The sequence below is a fragment of the Ammoniphilus sp. YIM 78166 genome, from assembly GCF_004522215.1.
GTDB lineage: Bacteria > Bacillota > Bacilli > Aneurinibacillales > RAOX-1 > YIM-78166.
In genome coordinates, this window is record NZ_SDLR01000004.1 from 345,860 (window position 1) to 362,718 (window position 16,859).

Consider the following 16,859-nt stretch of genomic DNA (forward strand, 5'->3'; position numbering starts at 1 on the left):
CGAATAACAGGTATATAAATCATGGTGGAATAGAGGAGTGCTAAGAATATGTCTAGATCAGTTGGAATCGTCGGGTTACCCAATGTAGGGAAGTCGACGTTATTTAATGCCATAACGCAGGCTGGCGCGGAATCGGCCAATTACCCTTTCTGTACTATAGATCCTAATGTAGGAGTCGTAGAAGTTCCAGATGAGCGTTTGGATAAATTAACCGAACTCGTTGTCCCTAAGAAAACCGTCCCTACTGCGTTTCAGTTTGTTGATATAGCAGGTCTTGTAGAAGGAGCCAGTCGTGGGGAAGGGCTAGGAAACAAGTTTCTGTCCCATATCCGTGAAGTGGATGCGATCGCTCATGTAGTTCGTTGCTTCGAAGATGAGAACATCACGCATGTGGCTGGGAAGGTAGACCCTATCAGCGATATTCAAGTCATCAATTTAGAACTCATTCTTGCGGACTTGGATTCGGTGGAGAAAAAGATCGATCGCATGGGTAAAAAAGCAAGATCGGGAGATAAAGAAGCCAAAGCGGAAGTAGAAGTGCTGACGAAGCTCAAGGACGCGTTTGAAGCGGACAAGCCTGCCCGCAGCGTGGAGCTATCCGATGAAGAGAAATTAATTGTAAGAGACCTTCATTTACTGACCATGAAGCCGATTCTTTATGTGGCGAATGTGAGTGAAGATGGGTTGCATGAAGCTGATTCGAACCCATTGGTTCAAAAGGTTCGCGGTTTTGCTTCCGAAGAAGGGGCCGAAGTCGTGGTTATCAGCGCGAAGGTAGAATCGGAAATCGCAGAGCTAGAAGGCGAAGATAAGAAAATGTTCTTAGAAGAGCTTGGGTTAGAGGAATCAGGGCTGGATCGTCTGATCCGTGCAGCCTATAGCCTCCTTGGGCTAATCACCTATTTTACAGCCGGGGTTCAAGAAGTTCGAGCGTGGACCATTCGTCGCCACACCAAAGCACCTCAGGCAGCAGCTGTCATCCACACCGATTTCGAACGCGGATTTATTCGTGCGGAAGTGGTGGCTTATCAGGATCTCGTGAACAGTGGATCGATGAACGCTGCGAAGGAAAAAGGATTGGTTCGCTTAGAAGGGAAAGAATATGTGGTGCAAGATGGGGATGTCATGCACTTTAGATTTAATGTATAAACCATCCCGATAAGGCTTGTATTCTCAATATGGTTCTGATATAATACAAAAATGCGAGTTTAAAGATCCAATTTTTTTACTCGCTCCTTGCCCTAGCAATAGGGCCGCTTAGTCCAAAAGGAGGTGAATCAGATGCGTAACTACGAACTAATGTTCATTCAACGCCCTGATGTTGAGGAAGAAAAGAGAAAAGCAAACGTTGATCGCTTTCATTCCATCATCACAGATCGCGGTGGAGAACTTACCAAGGTAAATGAGATGGGTAAGCGCCGTCTTGCTTATGAAATCGATAGAAACCGTGACGGTTACTATACGTTAACCAACTTCCAGGCAACACCGGATGCGGTAAATGAATTAGAGCGGATCATGAAGATTTCTGACGATGTTATCCGTTACTTGATCGTTAGAGAAGAAGAATAGTCTATTGTCCCAGGGGGAGGGGTATTAGTGATTAATCGAGTAATCCTTGTGGGTAGATTAACCAGAGACCCTGAGTTAAGATACACGCCATCTGGAGTTGCTGTTACTACATTTTCGTTAGCTGTCGATCGACAGTTTAAGAATGCTCAGGGAGAAAAGGAAGCAGACTTCATCAATGTTGTGGCCTGGAGGCAGACAGCAGAACTATGCGCCCAGTACCTCAAGAAGGGATCTCAAACTGGTGTTGATGGCCGCTTGCAGACCCGTTCTTATGATAATAAGGAAGGGAAGCGAGTGTACGTAACGGAGGTAGTGGCAGAGAACATCCAATTCTTATCTCCAGCAGGAGAGAGAAGAGAAGGTGGTAGTGGTTTCCAAGCACCACCGGCAGCTAACCCAAACAGAGGTTACGGATTTGATCGCACAGATGACCCCTTCGCTAATGAGAGTAAGACTGTAGATATCTCTGATGATGATTTGCCGTTTTAATCTGTGAAAAAAGCCTAGAGAAGGAGGGAATAGCATGGCAGCCCCAAGAGGAAAGCGTGGTAAGCGCCGTAAGGTGTGTTACTTCACTGTAAATAAGATCGCGAAGATCGACTATAAGGATATTGATACGCTAAAGAAATTCGTTAGCGAGCGTGGGAAGATCCTTCCTCGCCGTGTGACTGGAACTTCTGCGAAGTATCAGCGTCAGTTAACTAGAGCGATCAAGCGTGCTCGTCAAATCGCTTTGTTACCATACACAACTGAATCTTAAAAAAAAGAGGGGGCACTTTGTGCCCCTTTTTTCATATACATTTATTCAAGGAGCGGATGTCTTTGCAAAACAATGTTCGTTCAATGTTGGAAGGGGCTTTGATCAGCGGCATCTTTCTTGTTTTGATGTTTACCACGATCTATACGCCTTTAGGAATAATTACGGCGATGGCTCTGCCCGTTCCTTTTACTATTTATGCGGCAAGGAACGATCTGAAGAAATCAATGCTCGTAGTTGCAGCTAGTGGACTGTTAACGATTTTCATTGGGGCCTTGCCCTCTATCTTCAGTGCCTTATTTGCAGGATTGCTAGGCGTGGTCATGGGGGTGTTGTATCGCCAAGGGAAAAGCGCGTTTCATGTTTTTGTTGGAGGCTCGTTAGCGAGTTTAGCGTTCCTCTTAGGAAGCCTTGTGATTAGCTATTATGTACTGAATATTAATCCTGTGACGACCATACAGGAAATGATGAACCAATCCATCGAGATGAGTCGTTCGATTATGGAGCAGATTGGTCCTGCAGACGAGAAACAAACGGCAATGCTTACTGATATGGTAGGGATGATTGGGAAAATGGTACCGATGCTTCTCATTCTAGGTTCGACGCAGTTTGCGCTGATTAACCACTGGTTCTCCCGGAAAGTGCTTCAAAGGTTGGGTACTCCTGTTCCTTCCTTCCCTCCGTTCCGAGAGTGGAGATGGCCGAGATCTATCATGTATTACTACCTTGTTGTCCTGCTAGGATCCATCATCGTGGGCGCACAAGGCGGGGACATGTGGGAAACACTACTTCTTAATATTAAGCCTATCCTAGATATCATGATGATGATCCAGGGGTTAAGCTTTCTCTTCTTTTTTTCTCATAGCAAGGGCTGGGGAAAAGCCATTCCCATCACCGCGATTGTATTAGTATTTATTTTTCCGCCATTCCCTTTTATACTAGTACTATTGGGTATACTTGACCTAGGAATTGATTTGAGGAGCAAAGTGAGCAAAAAATAAGGAGCTGAATCTATGCAGAAGTTCCTCCTGAAGCGTTGGCATGGATTACATATGATAATCGCCTTTATTCTAAGCATCATCTTAGTGGGGGTATTATCTTTTTATAATTGGGTTTTCGCCACTTTAGGATTGTTGTCTCTCGTAGGGCTAGCTTTCTTTATTTACAAAGCAGAGCAAGCCTTTAGACAGGACCTACAGAACTACATCGAAACGTTAAGCCATCGGGTCAAAAAGGCAGGAGACGAAGTCTTAACGGAGATGCCGATTGGAATCCTGTTATACAGCGAGGACAAGAAAATTGAATGGTTCAATCCTTACATGGTTAAAATCACGGGAAAAGAAAGTTTGTCCGGTCACCCGCTTCTAGATGTCATTCCTCAGATTGCGGAACTTCCTCCCGGGAAAAAGCAATTTGAGATTACCTTTAACCAGCGAGTATATGAGGTGCTAGTCCGTCCCGAGGAGCGTTTACTTTATTTCACGGATATAACGGACTTCCGAGAGCTAGATCTGCGTTATAATGAAGAGAAGATCGTTCTCGCTATTGTTCACCTCGATAACCTCGACGAGGTATCTCAAGGGATGGATGACCAAAGTCGAAGTCTCATGATGGCGAATGTAACGGGAGCCATTACCGAATGGGCTTCTAAGTATAAAATTTATATCCGACGCTATGCATCGGATAAGTTCCTCGGCATTTTGGATGAAGCGACCCTACAGCAGCTGTTGGATTCTCGCTTTGATATCTTAGATGTGGTTCGAGAGATGACAGCGAAAAATAAAATTCCCATCACCTTAAGTATTGGAATCGGGGCTGGAGATGTAGATTATCCGAAGCTAGGGGAGATGGCTCAGTCTAGTTTGGATATTGCGCTTGGCCGCGGCGGTGATCAAGCGGCTGTGAAGCAAGGGGATAAGATGACCTTCTATGGAGGGAAGTCGAATGCCGTAGAGAAACGTACGAGGGTTCGTGCACGAGTGATTTCCCATGCGCTTCGAGATCTGATTCTAGAAAGTGATAAGGTCCTCGTTATGGGGCATAAGTTCCCTGATATGGATGCGATAGGAGCTTCTATTGGGGTCCTAAAAGCGGTCCTTGCCAATGACAAGAAAGGGCATATCGTCTTGGATAAGGTCAATCCGTCTATCGATCGACTGATGGCAGCTGTGGAGGAGCATGAGTATTTAGGGGATTACTTTATCACACCGGATCAAGCCATAGGGATGGCCACGAGTCGTACGCTTGTCGTACTAGTGGATACCCATCGCCCATCGATGGCGATCGAGCCGAAGCTCTTACAAATCTCCAATCGAGTCATGGTCATTGACCATCATCGGCGCTCGGAAGAGTTTGTGGAGGACCCGGTGTTGGTTTATATTGAGCCCTATGCTTCTTCTACTTGTGAGCTGGTGACCGAGCTCTTGCAGTATCAGAGTGAAAAATTAAATATGGATAGTTTAGAGGCGACGGCCTTGTTATCCGGGATGGTCGTGGATACGAAGAGCTTTGCTTTTCGTACAGGGGCCAGAACGTTTGAAGCTGCCTCTTTTCTACGGCGTAACGGAGCTGAACCTGCCATTGTTCAGCGATTGCTAAAAGAAGACTTGCACCAATATATTAAACGTTCGGAGATTGTCCAGAACACAGAGGTTCTTTACGATATCTTTGCTGTCTCGGTAGGGAAGCCTGACGAAACGTACAGCCAAGTACTGATCGCGCAAGCGGCAGACACGCTGCTTACGATGTCAGGGATCCAAGCTTCGTTTGTCGTATGCCGCAGACCTGACAATATGATTGCAATCAGTGCGCGCTCCTTAGGGGATATTAATGTTCAAATGATTATGGAGCAGATGGGTGGAGGTGGCCACTTGACCAATGCAGCCACCCAGGTGAAAGAAATGTCCATTGATGAAGCCGTAAAAAAATTACGAGGCCTGATCAAGAAATATCACGAAGAGGGGAGTGCTAAATAATGAAGGTTATTTTGCAAAAGGATGTTAAAGGGCAAGGGAAAAAAGGTCAAATGGTAGAGGTCTCTGAAGGTTATGCTCGTAACTTCTTATTTCCAAGAGGGCTTGCGGTAGAAGCCACAGGAGGAAATGTGAAAACGTTCGAGCAAAAGCAAAAAAGCGAAGAAAAGAAAAAAGAGGAAGAAAAGGCACAAGCTGAAGTCTTTGCAAAAGAGTTAGAACATGTTACGATTACTATTCCGGCGAAGACAGGAGAAGGTGGTCGCTTGTTCGGAGCTGTATCCACGAAACAAATTGCAGATGCCTTGAAAAAAGCAAAATTAGATATTGATAAGCGTAAGCTCGTTTTAGATGAACCTATAAAAACCCTAGGGTTTACGAAGGTACCTGTTCGCTTGCATCCTGAAGTAACAGGGACCCTTAATGTGCATGTGGTAGAAGAAAAGTAATAAACAGGGAGCGGACATACGATTCGCTATTACTTGGAAAAACGCTGGATTAGTGTTCCATACGGACAGGGTGTTCTTTATTTGCCCCAAAACGGTCCACTTGAGCTGAAGTTGATGCAAATAACGGATCCTTTGTCCGCTCACCCGACATTCCAGCGTTTTTTACCCGGTTAGCGAACCCTATGTCCGCAAGAATTTAAAAAAAGCATGAGCGAGGTGAATATCATGAGCGATATCCTTGCTGATCGAACCCCGCCCCATAATATGGAAGCTGAACAAGCTGTATTAGGGGCTATTTTTTTAGAGCATGAAGCTCTCGTATCAGCTAGTGAAATTTTGGCTCCTTCAGACTTTTATCGTCCTGCACATCAGCGAGTCTATCAAGTCATGATAGAACTAGGGGAACGAGGAGAGCCGGTAGATTTAGTTACCGTTACGGCTGCGCTGGAAAATAAAAAGCAGCTTGAAGATGTCGGGGGGGTTACGTATCTAACGGACTTAGCCAACTCTGTACCGACGGCAGCCAATATCGAGTACTACTGTCGAATCATCGAGCAAAAAGCCGTCCTGCGTCAGCTGATCCGTACAGCAACCAAAATCGTAACCGATGGCTATAATCAATCGGAGGATCTCGGAGATCTGCTTTCCGATGCGGAAAAAAATATCATGCAAATCTCTCAGAAGCGGGCCAAAGGTGGATTCCAACATATCCGCAATGTCTTAATGGAAGCTTATGAGCGGATTGAAATGCTATCTACGAAAAAAGGAGAAATTACCGGGATCCCTACAGGCTACCCCGATTTGGATAAGATGACAGCAGGATTGCATCGAAGCGATCTCATTATCCTTGCTGCGCGTCCGGCTGTAGGGAAAACCGCCTTTGCCTTGAATGTAGCTCAGAATGTAGCCACACGTGCAGGGGAGCCTGTAGCGATCTTTAGCTTAGAGATGGGAGCAGCCCAGTTGGTCATGCGTATGATCTGTGCCGAGGGCAATATCGACGCCGGTAAAATACGGACAGGCTATCTGGATGAAGATGATTGGCGCAAGCTCACCATGTCCATAGGAACCTTATCGAAGGCCCCGATCTTTATTGATGATACACCCGGCGTAACGGCAGCAGATATCCGTTCCAAATGCCGTCGTTTACTGCAAGAACAAGGGACCCTAGGGCTGGTTTTGATCGACTATTTGCAGTTGATCTCGGGTAAAGCAGGAGGGGACAATCGACAACAAGAAGTATCCGAAATTTCGCGTACGCTAAAATTAATGGCTCGTGAGCTCAATTGCCCAGTGATTGCTTTGTCTCAGTTGAGCCGTGCCGTGGAGCAACGACAAGATAAACGACCGATGCTCTCGGATATTCGTGAATCAGGAGCGATTGAGCAGGATGCGGACATTGTGGCCTTCTTGTATCGAGAAGACTATTATGATAACGAAACCGAAGAGAAAAATGTCATTGAAGTGATTATCGGGAAGCATAGAGCGGGGCCTACGGGTACAGTGAAATTAGCTTTCCTGAAGGAATTTAATAAATTTGTGAGCTTAGCCCAATCGCATCATGATCAAGCCATGTAATATAAAACTATATTACATGGCTTTTTTTTAAAGCTGCTGAGATAACTGCTTTAAAATCGGTTCCCTTAAATGGAGCAAGTCATACTTCGTTTGCTGTTCTTCCCAAAGCTTTTTATATTTGGCTGCGTACAAAGGATGGACACCAACACGTTCGAATTGCCGTACCACTCTCGAGAGAGAGGTAAGCAAATGAGGAACGAAACGGGAATGCTGGAGCAACTCAATTCCTTGATCTATCGCTGCTACCCCCTCAAGAGGTTGAGCTTGTTGGACGAGCCACATTCCTTTGATCATGAGGAAGGTTCCCTTTTCTCGCAAGTAGGGGTATTTCTGCAGAAGGGTTTCCACCTCGGCAATGGCTGCTAAGCCTTGTTCATAAGTGGGGTGGTCATAGAAAAGAAGGCCTAGTAGCTTAAGGTTATGAAGGACGGGGTAAAGCGCTTCCACTTTATCGCCGAGTATCCACTGTTCAGACCTTTCTAGTTGTTGTTTGGCGTCGATAGGGAGGCCCACATCCCAATACCACGAAACCAGGTTATAGGTTCCTAACTCCTTTTGCCAGGCCTCAGGCATCTGCTGAGACCTTAGTGCTCGTTGAGCAAACTCTAAGGCACGATGCGGGTCAAGAAATTGGTATAAGTGCAAAAGATAGAAGGCCTTGTTCCAGAAAGGGATGGCTGGGTTATGAACTAGCTCTTTGAACTCACCATTCATGAACAACAGATAATCGTGTAGATGATGGTCTAGCTCGAGACCTAGGAGATCCCGGTGAGTGGCTAACATTTTTATCGCTTCTCCTTGGCCGTAGCGCAAGTAGGTATAAAATAGATGTGAAATTTCTTCGCGGAATCTTGGATTCGCCGATAAAGGGTTAATGACGGAATTGGACTTTAGATGAAGGACATACCCTTTTCCTCGCACCGTGTCGATGACGAGGAGGGAGCGAAAAGGGGTTAACTTTTTACGTAATCGATAAATATGGTCATCCACCGTTCGATCACTTGGGGACTCGAGTGGCCAAACCGCGTCCAATAGAGCATCCCGAGAAAACACCTGACCGGGATGAAGGTAGAGAAATTCCAATAAGGCATACTCTTTTGGAAGTAACTCTAAGCTTTCCCCTGCATAGGCAATACATAGTTGACTTGGATTCCACTGAATACCGGTCATAAGTCCAACCCTCTTTTTCTTCATTATGTTTATCTTTATGATACATTTTTTAGAGGAATAAGTTGAGGGATGTGTAGAAAAAGGATAAGAAGTAAAACCTATATTTAGGTGAAGATTATACGAACAAACGATTTTCATGTGATTTAATTGTTCGTGTTTTGGTTGACACAAGGTGGTTTCGGATGTAAACTAGGTATGTTTGTTAATTGAGTTGGAGGTGTCATGGATGTCATCTGTAGTAGTCGTAGGTACCCAATGGGGAGATGAAGGGAAAGGTAAGATCACTGACTATTTAGCGGAAAAAGCAGAAGTCGTGGCTCGTTACCAAGGCGGAAATAACGCCGGCCATACCATTGTATTTAACGGTCAGAAATATAAGCTGCACTTAATCCCATCCGGGATCTTTTATAAAGAGAAAATTTGCGTGATCGGGAACGGAATGGTTGTTGATCCTAGAGCATTAGTCCAAGAATTAGAGTATTTACATAGCCACAATGTATCAACAGACAATCTGCGCATTAGTGACCGCGCTCACGTGATCCTTCCTTATCATTTGAAGCTTGACTTAGTGGAAGAAGCAAGCAAGGGTGATAATAAGATTGGAACCACAGGAAAAGGAATCGGTCCCGCTTACATGGACAAGGCGGCTCGCGTAGGAATTCGCATGGCGGACTTGATGGATGCCAAAGAATTCGAGAAAAAGCTAAGAAGAAACCTAGTGGATAAGAACCGCGTCTTGGAAAAAATGTATGAAACGGAAGGCTTTGAAGCCGAAGCCATTATGGAAGAATATCTTGCTGTCGCAGAAAAAATTCGACCTTACGTAGTAGATACATCCGTTGTATTAAACGACGCGATTGATTCAGGCAAGCGAGTTCTCTTTGAAGGGGCACAAGGCGTCATGCTAGATATCGACCAAGGAACCTATCCTTTTGTTACTTCTTCCAACCCGGTTGCAGGTGGAGTAACGATTGGTTCCGGTGTCGGCCCGACGAAGATCAATCAAGTGGTTGGCGTAGCAAAGGCTTACACCAGCCGGGTGGGAGATGGCCCATTCCCAACCGAGCTGAATGATGAAATCGGTAATCGTATCCGTGAAGTAGGGAAAGAATACGGTACGACCACTGGACGTCCGCGCCGTGTAGGGTGGTTTGACAGTGTAGTGGTACGTCATGCTCGCCGTGTAAGCGGAATTACAGGTTTGTCCCTGAACTCCATCGATGTCTTGACCGGTATTCCTACCTTGAAAATTTGTACGGCTTACACTTACAAAGGACAAACCATTGATTCTTATCCAGCGAATCTCAATGTCTTGGCAGACTGTGAACCGGTTTATGAAGAGCTTCCGGGCTGGACAGAAGATATCACAGCGTGCAAGACGCTTGAAGAACTTCCTGAGAATGCACGTCATTATATTGAGCGAATCAGTTCTCTAACAGGAATTCCTATTGCGATCTTCTCTGTTGGACCTGGACGCGAACAAACTAACGTGGTAAAAAGCGTTTACGGACTTTAAGATGAACGAAGAAAGAAGGATGCCACGGGAGGCATCCTTCTTTTTAGTTTGTTGTTAAATGTTACCACCGTACTGTTTGATGATCTGCTCCGCTTGATCCGCCTGGTTTTCTGGCACGACAGCCGTGAGTAAAACGCCTTGGTTAACCTCCGGCATCATGCCATCCCCATCAGACATGCCGCTGGCACTGACATCGGCAGCAGCTAGGATACCTGCGGACTTGCTTGTAAAATCCGCATCTAACGTCATATGACCAAGTCCCGGGATATCTCCTGTAATCGGGTTGGTGAGCTGTTGTGTTCCTTCCCCAGGATAGGGGCTAATGGTGTCTACCTGCACTTCTTGAAAACCAGCTTGGCGCAAGGCTTGCTCTGCTTGTTGGGCATCATCGATGGATACGAATCCAGCCAGTAAATTACGTTCTTTCATAAAAAAGCCTCCTATAAGTGTCGTATTTTGTAGAAAAACAGATAAAAAAAGAGAAAAATAGCTTGAACCCCTGTATAGGCTTGTGTTAACTTATAATTATGTGGAAAAATGCCCAAAATTTTAGCATTCCCATATATCCTTTTCCATATACATGAAAATGTCGCAGTTGGTCACAGGAGGTTAGAATGGAACGACTACATAAAGCGAAAAACTGGATCACAGAGAAGTGGAACCAAGGGATCGCTTTAGCAAAGAAGAATAAACGGAAAACAGCCATTGGGTTAGTTACGGCTTCCTTGTTTATTACAGGATCTGGTTTAGCTAACCATTATTATAATGCAAACTCGAAGACGTTATACCATGTATACATAGATGGTCAAGAAGTAGGTACGGTCGATCATCCCGATGTGATACAGAGACATATTGATAAGCAAATCAGGCAATACCAATCTCTTCATGGCTCATTAGCCATTGAGGTGGAGAATGAGATTGAATTTGAAGAAGAAACGATAAGAAATGCCAACGCGACAAACGAAGAATCCATCCAAGCGGTAGACGACAAAATCGAGCTAAAGGTAACGGCCCAGGCCGTAATCATTGATGGGAAAGCGGCTGGATACACGACCAACCGAGGCACGGTTGACCAACTCCTAGAAGAGATCAAGGGAGAATATGGACCGTTACCTGTAGCTCAAGATAAGGAGCAAACTGTTTCTGCGGCGGCAACAGCCCCAGAAAAAGAAGTGCGATTTAAGGAATCGGTTTCGATTGAAGAGCAGAAGATCCATCCGAAACAATTGCTCAATAAGGAAGACCTAAAAGAACTATTGGTCAAAGGGACCCTCGAACAGATGACGCATGTGGTTCAAGCGGGTGATTGTATCGGATGTATTGCCAAGCAATACGGCATTACGTCCGAAGACATTTATCGTAATAACCCTGGGATTACAGAAAATACCTTGCTTCAATTAGGACAAGAGCTTACCGTTACCGCAGCGCGACCCAAGCTGACGGTACAGGTGATTGAACGTAAAGAAGTAGAAGAGACGCTGCATTACAAGATTGAAGTTCAAGCGTCAGACGCCTTGTTCCGTGGAGAACAACGAGTGCTTCAAGAAGGTAAAGAAGGACGCAAGCGAGTGGTTTACCAATATATCACAGAAAATGGCGTGCAAACGGAAAAGAAAGCTATTGAAGAAGAGATTTTGGCTGAACCTGTGAACCGTATCATTCAAAAAGGAACCAAGGTCAAGCCAGACCGTGGAGACGGTGCCTTTACGTGGCCAGCGAATGGTGGTAGGATTACAAGCGGCTATGGTCCACGATGGGGGAAGATGCATCAAGGACTGGATATTGCAGGGGTAAGCAACCGCAATATTAAGGCCTCGGACAACGGAAAAGTCGTACAGGCTGGTTGGAATGGGAATTATGGAAAAAGCGTCATCATCGATCACGGGAACGGATACCGGACATTGTATGGACATCTAAGTACAGTGGATGTGTCCGTGGGTGATGTCGTGCAAAAAGGAGAGAAGATTGGCGTAATGGGTTCGACGGGTGAATCTACAGGCGTCCACTTACACTTTGAAATTATAAAAAATGGTTCGAATACCAATCCCATGAGGTATTTCCGAGGGTAGCCGTAACGGTAGCAGATCTTCTGCTGCCGTTTTTTTCTGCCAAAAAAAGAAGGGATACATGGTATCATAGAAGGAAGGACAAGAGGAGGTATAGGCGTAGTGGCTAAATTAATTCTAGTTGTAGATGATGAACGACCCATTGCCGATATTCTCAAGTTTACATTAGAGAAAGAAGGCTATCAGGTAATCTGTGCCTACGACGGTGAAGAAGCTGTACGTATGGCAGAGGAACACAATCCAGATTTGCTTTTATTAGATATTATGCTTCCTAAGCTGGATGGAATGGAAGTATGCAAAGCGATTCGAAAACAACAAGATATGCCTATTATTATGCTTACAGCCAAGGATTCGGAGATCGACAAGGTGTTAGGGTTAGAACTAGGAGCAGATGACTATGTCACCAAGCCCTTCGGGACCCGGGAGCTGTTAGCCAGGGTAAAAGCCCATCTACGCCGGTCAGAGGGAAATAGCCAGAAAGAGAAAGGGACTGAGCATATTCTGCAAGTGGGGGCTCTCGAAGTAGACCCGGTATCCTATCTCGTGAAGAAAGAAGGGCAGCTAGTTGAGCTTACCCAAAGGGAATTTACCCTTTTGCATTTTCTAGCGGTTCATTCGGAGCAGGTCCTTACTCGAGATCATCTTCTGCAGTCTGTATGGGGATATGACTACTACGGGGATGCGCGGACCGTGGATGTGACCATCCGCCGTTTGCGTGAAAAAATTGAAGATGATCCGAGTAACCCGCAGTATATTCTTACACGTCGAGGTTTAGGGTATGTATTTAAACATCCCTTGTCTGAGGCGTAAAACATGACGCTTAAATTCTTTAAGTCCGTTCAATGGAAAGTCGTTGTTATTTATCTCTTGCTCATTTTGGTGGCGATGCAAGTGATTGGTGCCTACTTTATTCGGGAAGTAGAAAACTATTATATTAACAACTTTACAGAAACGTTAAATACCCAGTCCAACCTACTAGCGGTGAATTTACAACGCTACTTGGATGTGGATATGGAAAACCCTCAAGAAGATCTAGAAGAAAGCCGGACCGGGGATATTAATTATTTGGTGAATAATTTATTAGCGCTGCGGGAAACCGACGTACAGGTAATTGATCGAAACGGTGTCGTCTTAACGACCACGGAAGAGGAAAAAGGCATCATTGGACAGAAAAACACACGGGAAGAAGTGAATCTAGCGCTTCTCGGGACCCGCTTTGAAGTGACACAGATTCAGCCTCAGACAGGACACCGCGTTCGGGTATTAGCTATTCCGATTAAGAGTGGGGTACGTACCATCGGAGCGCTTTACATGGTTTCTTCCATGGAAGACATGTACGAGACGATGCGAAGGATTAATGGCATCTTGTTTACAGCCACGGTCATATCCCTCTTGATGACGGGAAGCTTAGGCATCTTACTTGCGCGAACGATTACCATACCAGTCAAGGAAATCACCAAGCAAGCGGCCGCCATGGCGGAAGGAGACTTTGACCGGCGAGTCAAAGTGTATAGTAATGATGAGATCGGACAGTTGGCGGAAGCCTTCAATTACCTGACAAAACGACTACGCGAGGCCTTATCTCAAAATGAAGAAGAAAAACAAAAGCTCTCTTCCATTCTATCCAACATGAGTGATGGGGTCATTGCCACGGACAGGGAAGGACGTGTTATTCTTATCAACTCTCGAGCGAGTGAGATGCTGGAGGTGGAGGAAGAAGTCGTCCTAGGTACGACCATCTATGATGTCCTTGAGCTCTCTCAAGAAGAAGACCGTATTCTTCCTCTTTTTCAAGGAGTGGGGTCGATTCTTATTCAACCGACGAGAAATGGAGCAGACAGAGTGGTAAGAGTCACCTGTCGGCAGTTAAAGAAAGAGGAACAAGCAAGCAAGGGGATTATCGCAGTTTTACAGGACGTAACAGAGCAAGAGCTTCTCGAAAAGCAAAGAAAAGATTTCGTGGCTAACGTATCCCATGAATTAAGAACCCCTCTTACGACATTGAAGAGCTACTTAGAAGCGTTAGAGGATGGCGCGATTCAGGATCCAGAGGTGGCACCGAGGTTTGTCCATGTTACGTTAAACGAAACGGAAAGAATGATTCGGTTAGTGAACGATCTGCTGCAGTTATCTCGTTTGGACTCCAGAAAGGCCGTCATGAGAAAAAGGCCGATTGAAATGAAGGAGTTCATCATTCAAGGCATCGAGCGATTTTCCGTTCAATTTCAACAGAAAGGGCTGCAGGTGAAGCGTTCGATCGCGGATTCTCTTCCTCCCGCCTATGGCGATCCGGATAGCCTCACTCAAGTATTAGATAATCTTCTTTCGAATGCGGTGAAATATTCGTATCCGGATACCAGCTTGGCAATTAAAGTATACGTGATGAAAGACGAAAAAACGTTAGCTGTCGAGATGATTGATGAGGGGATGGGGATCCCCAAACGGGACCTTTCTCAAATTTTTGAACGATTTTATCGCGTAGATAAGGCACGCTCTCGAGAAATGGGAGGAACAGGACTGGGATTGTCTATTGCCCGAGAAATTATGCTCGCTCACCAAGGGGATATCTACATTGAAAGCGAGGTTAATCAAGGGACTAAAGTGACCTTTACCCTTCCACTAGCTGCGATGAAGGATGGACAACAGGTCACATCTAGGGAGGATCATCATGTGGGATAAAGGGAAAACCATTCTGCTGAATTTCCTTGTCTTAACCAGTTTGATTCTTACTTGGCTGTTAGTCAACAGCCAGCCTAAATATGAGTATCTCCACCCCGCTGAATATGTAGAGCCCTTGCCTGTAGGGGAAAAGAAAGAGCTCAGACAATTAGTCAAGCCACAATCTATGGTGCTCCATTATGGCAACGATCGTTATACGGGGGTGGTCATGGATTCGATTCACTACCGATTGATCTTAAAAGAAATGGAGAAATGGTACTTCTATAATTTTAATCTGATCGAGATGCCTGATGCGTCTTGGGATGAAGTGGTGAGGAACAAGAAGGCCATTGAGATCATCTATCCAACGGACATCTCGATGGAGATGATGGCCGAAATTTTTACCTTCCGCGGTAAGGTAAACACGATGCTTCCTTCTGCCAAGCGGATTATGATTTACGTCGATGACTCGGAAAAAGAAGCGTATGCCTTATTGACGGATACAGAGGGGAAGCGAATCCTCCAAGCTAGAACCGCGATCACCCCAAGAGACCTGGATCAGTTCTATCTTTCCTTGGGCAATTCGCTGACGGAGCTGATGATCGTCCCGGCTAGCAATAAGGGGCAGCGAGGGCATATTTATTTGCCTACATCTGAATTGACCCTGAAAGAATTTCGCTATTTTTATCAGCCGATCCCCATAGCCCAGATGCTACAGACCCTGTTTGTCGATCCTTCGATTACAAGACAAGTCACCGAACGTAACGGCACTACGATCTATACGGACGGAAGCAAAGCAGTGCAAATTCCACCCGGCAACTCTTTGATCCATTTCTACGATCCTCTAACCGAGATGGTCAGCTCTCCTTCTAAAGAAGGCCATTATCATAGTGTGATTAATTTTATCAATGAGCACGGAGGGTGGAACGGAACGTATCTATTGGAAGACCTTAAGAATCTTCCCCATCAACAGGAAAAAACGTATCTGTTTCGTCAATATGTGGGGGCATACCCCGTTTACTCGGGAAATAAGGAATCATTTGGAGAAATTGAGGTGATCTCCAATCAATCTTATATTGTTGAGTATCACCGTTCCTTATTAAACTTAGATACGTATTTCGACCATCAGGATGTAGCGGTGATGTCGGGGAAAGAGGTATTGGAACGAATTGCCGAACTGGGATATTCCCTGGAGGAAATTGAAGACATCTATCTTGGATATGAAGCACGTACCAACGATCATCATCTGATGCTGACAGCCAAGTGGATGGTGAAAATGGAAGGAAAGCCTCTTGTCATGATAGATGCCAGGTCGGTGAAAAAGGAGGAAGCCGATGGACTGGAGAAGGGCGAAAACATTACTGATCCTAGCATTCCTGCTTCTAGATAGCTTCTTGCTGTATCAACTTTGGACCAGCCGTGGGCATGATGTGGAAGTAGCCCAGCAGAATATGGGGACATCCTCAAGTCTCCAAGATATTTTAACGGTGAGGAATATCAGCCTCGCTATGGAGTTGCCCAGTGAAGCGCCGGAGATGCATTATTTGAACGTTCGCCACGATAATTTTGAGTTCCGCTTGATTAGTCGTCTGTCGAATCAAAACATCCGGTGGGAAGGGCATGTACTCGAATCGAGATTTATCCGGTCCTTGCCCTCGCCTCGGTCGATGGCCCGGGCCGAAGTGAACAAGACGTTCTCCGAGTATATTCTTTATTTTGATGAGTACAAGATGGACCCCTATGTTCAACAACCAGGTAAGCTGTCGTATCATCAGCAGTGGGAATCCTATCCTTTCTTTGGGGCGACGTTGGAACTTACGATCTTGGATCAAAAGGTTGTGGGGTACCGCCAGGTCCATTTCCAAGTGGTCAACAAGGGTTCCGGAAAAAAAGTCATCTCTTCTCACACAGCCTTGCGAACGTTAGTGGAAAACGGCTTGATTGAGAACGGGGAAAGGGTTCATGCGATTGACTTAGGGTATTTCGGCCATACGTATGATGCTGATATTCAGGTAATTGTACCCGTCTGGCGCATCATCCATGGATCGAATCAGGTGCACTATGTCAATGCCATTACGGGAGTGATGGAGAAGGCGCCTTCTCTTCCGAAGAAAGATAGTTAAA

The 16,859-nt window shown here is 45.5% G+C and carries 16 protein-coding genes; 14 read left to right on the forward strand and 2 right to left on the reverse strand.

The features are described from left to right. The first annotated feature begins 48 nt into the window (after nucleotides 1-48). The 8 genes from ychF to dnaB all read left to right on the forward strand — a co-directional run bounded on the left by ychF (nucleotide 49) and on the right by dnaB (nucleotide 7,325). Nucleotides 49-1,149 (forward strand): redox-regulated ATPase YchF, encoded by a 1,101-nt coding sequence (gene ychF / locus EIZ58_RS18370; protein ID WP_134702327.1) that lies wholly within the window; start codon nucleotides 49-51, stop codon nucleotides 1,147-1,149. Nucleotides 1,150-1,281: 132 nt separating this feature from the next. Further along, nucleotides 1,282-1,569, forward strand: a complete 288-nt coding sequence (gene rpsF, locus EIZ58_RS18375) for a 30S ribosomal protein S6 (RefSeq protein WP_134702328.1) — start codon at nucleotides 1,282-1,284, stop codon at nucleotides 1,567-1,569. Between the two features lie 27 nt (nucleotides 1,570-1,596). Further along, complete coding sequence (gene ssb, locus EIZ58_RS18380) at nucleotides 1,597-2,058, forward strand: single-stranded DNA-binding protein (protein ID WP_134702329.1); 462 nt, start codon at nucleotides 1,597-1,599, stop codon at nucleotides 2,056-2,058. 34 nt (nucleotides 2,059-2,092) lie between these two features. After that, nucleotides 2,093-2,329 (forward strand): 30S ribosomal protein S18, encoded by a 237-nt coding sequence (rpsR, locus tag EIZ58_RS18385; RefSeq protein ID WP_129199561.1) that lies wholly within the window; start codon nucleotides 2,093-2,095, stop codon nucleotides 2,327-2,329. 62 nt (nucleotides 2,330-2,391) lie between these two features. Continuing rightward, the gene (locus EIZ58_RS18390; protein ID WP_167577787.1) at nucleotides 2,392-3,327 is read left to right on the forward strand and encodes a YybS family protein; all 936 of its coding nucleotides are present in this window, start codon (nucleotides 2,392-2,394) and stop codon (nucleotides 3,325-3,327) included. A 12-nt stretch (nucleotides 3,328-3,339) separates the two neighbouring features. After that, nucleotides 3,340-5,301: a DHH family phosphoesterase gene (locus tag EIZ58_RS18395; protein ID WP_134702331.1), complete on the forward strand. Its 1,962-nt coding sequence runs from the start codon at nucleotides 3,340-3,342 to the stop codon at nucleotides 5,299-5,301. Beyond that, the gene (rplI, locus tag EIZ58_RS18400) at nucleotides 5,301-5,747 is read left to right on the forward strand and encodes a 50S ribosomal protein L9 (protein WP_134702332.1); all 447 of its coding nucleotides are present in this window, start codon (nucleotides 5,301-5,303) and stop codon (nucleotides 5,745-5,747) included. The genes EIZ58_RS18395 and rplI overlap by 1 nt, the downstream gene beginning before the upstream one ends. Before the next feature lie 225 nt (nucleotides 5,748-5,972). After that, on the forward strand, nucleotides 5,973-7,325 hold the full coding sequence (gene dnaB / locus EIZ58_RS18405) for a replicative DNA helicase (RefSeq protein WP_134702333.1): 1,353 nt from the start codon (nucleotides 5,973-5,975) through the stop codon (nucleotides 7,323-7,325). Nucleotides 7,326-7,352: 27 nt separating this feature from the next. On the opposite strand, the gene EIZ58_RS18410 is transcribed toward dnaB, so the two are convergent. Further along, on the reverse strand, nucleotides 7,353-8,495 hold the full coding sequence (locus tag EIZ58_RS18410) for a winged helix-turn-helix domain-containing protein (RefSeq protein WP_167577788.1): 1,143 nt from the start codon (nucleotides 8,493-8,495) through the stop codon (nucleotides 7,353-7,355). A gap of 226 nt (nucleotides 8,496-8,721) precedes the next feature. Between EIZ58_RS18410 and EIZ58_RS18415 the strand changes: the two genes are divergently transcribed. Continuing rightward, a complete protein-coding gene (locus tag EIZ58_RS18415; protein WP_134702335.1) occupies nucleotides 8,722-10,011 on the forward strand; it encodes an adenylosuccinate synthase in 1,290 nt (429 codons plus the stop codon). A gap of 54 nt (nucleotides 10,012-10,065) precedes the next feature. Here EIZ58_RS18415 and EIZ58_RS18420 read toward each other — a convergent pair whose 3' ends face one another. After that, on the reverse strand, nucleotides 10,066-10,440 hold the full coding sequence (locus EIZ58_RS18420) for a hypothetical protein (protein WP_134702336.1): 375 nt from the start codon (nucleotides 10,438-10,440) through the stop codon (nucleotides 10,066-10,068). A 185-nt stretch (nucleotides 10,441-10,625) separates the two neighbouring features. On the opposite strand from EIZ58_RS18420, the gene EIZ58_RS18425 reads away from it, so the two are divergent. The 5 genes from EIZ58_RS18425 (at nucleotide 10,626) to yycI (ending at nucleotide 16,858) form a co-directional block, all read left to right on the forward strand. Further along, nucleotides 10,626-12,080: a peptidoglycan DD-metalloendopeptidase family protein gene (locus EIZ58_RS18425; protein WP_134702337.1), complete on the forward strand. Its 1,455-nt coding sequence runs from the start codon at nucleotides 10,626-10,628 to the stop codon at nucleotides 12,078-12,080. Between the two features lie 99 nt (nucleotides 12,081-12,179). Beyond that, nucleotides 12,180-12,887 carry a response regulator YycF gene (gene yycF / locus EIZ58_RS18430; RefSeq protein ID WP_134702338.1) on the forward strand — a complete coding sequence of 236 codons (708 nt, stop codon included), beginning with the start codon at nucleotides 12,180-12,182 and terminating at the stop codon, nucleotides 12,885-12,887. Nucleotides 12,888-12,890: 3 nt separating this feature from the next. Then, nucleotides 12,891-14,756: a cell wall metabolism sensor histidine kinase WalK gene (gene walK / locus EIZ58_RS18435; RefSeq protein WP_134702339.1), complete on the forward strand. Its 1,866-nt coding sequence runs from the start codon at nucleotides 12,891-12,893 to the stop codon at nucleotides 14,754-14,756. Beyond that, on the forward strand, nucleotides 14,746-16,125 hold the full coding sequence (locus EIZ58_RS18440) for a YycH family regulatory protein (protein WP_167577789.1): 1,380 nt from the start codon (nucleotides 14,746-14,748) through the stop codon (nucleotides 16,123-16,125). Before walK ends, EIZ58_RS18440 begins: the two co-directional genes overlap by 11 nt. Further along, entirely contained in the window at nucleotides 16,070-16,858 is a 789-nt protein-coding gene (gene yycI, locus EIZ58_RS18445) for a two-component system regulatory protein YycI (protein WP_134702341.1), read from the forward strand. The genes EIZ58_RS18440 and yycI overlap by 56 nt, the downstream gene beginning before the upstream one ends. The last annotated feature ends 1 nt before the right edge of the window (nucleotide 16,859 follow it).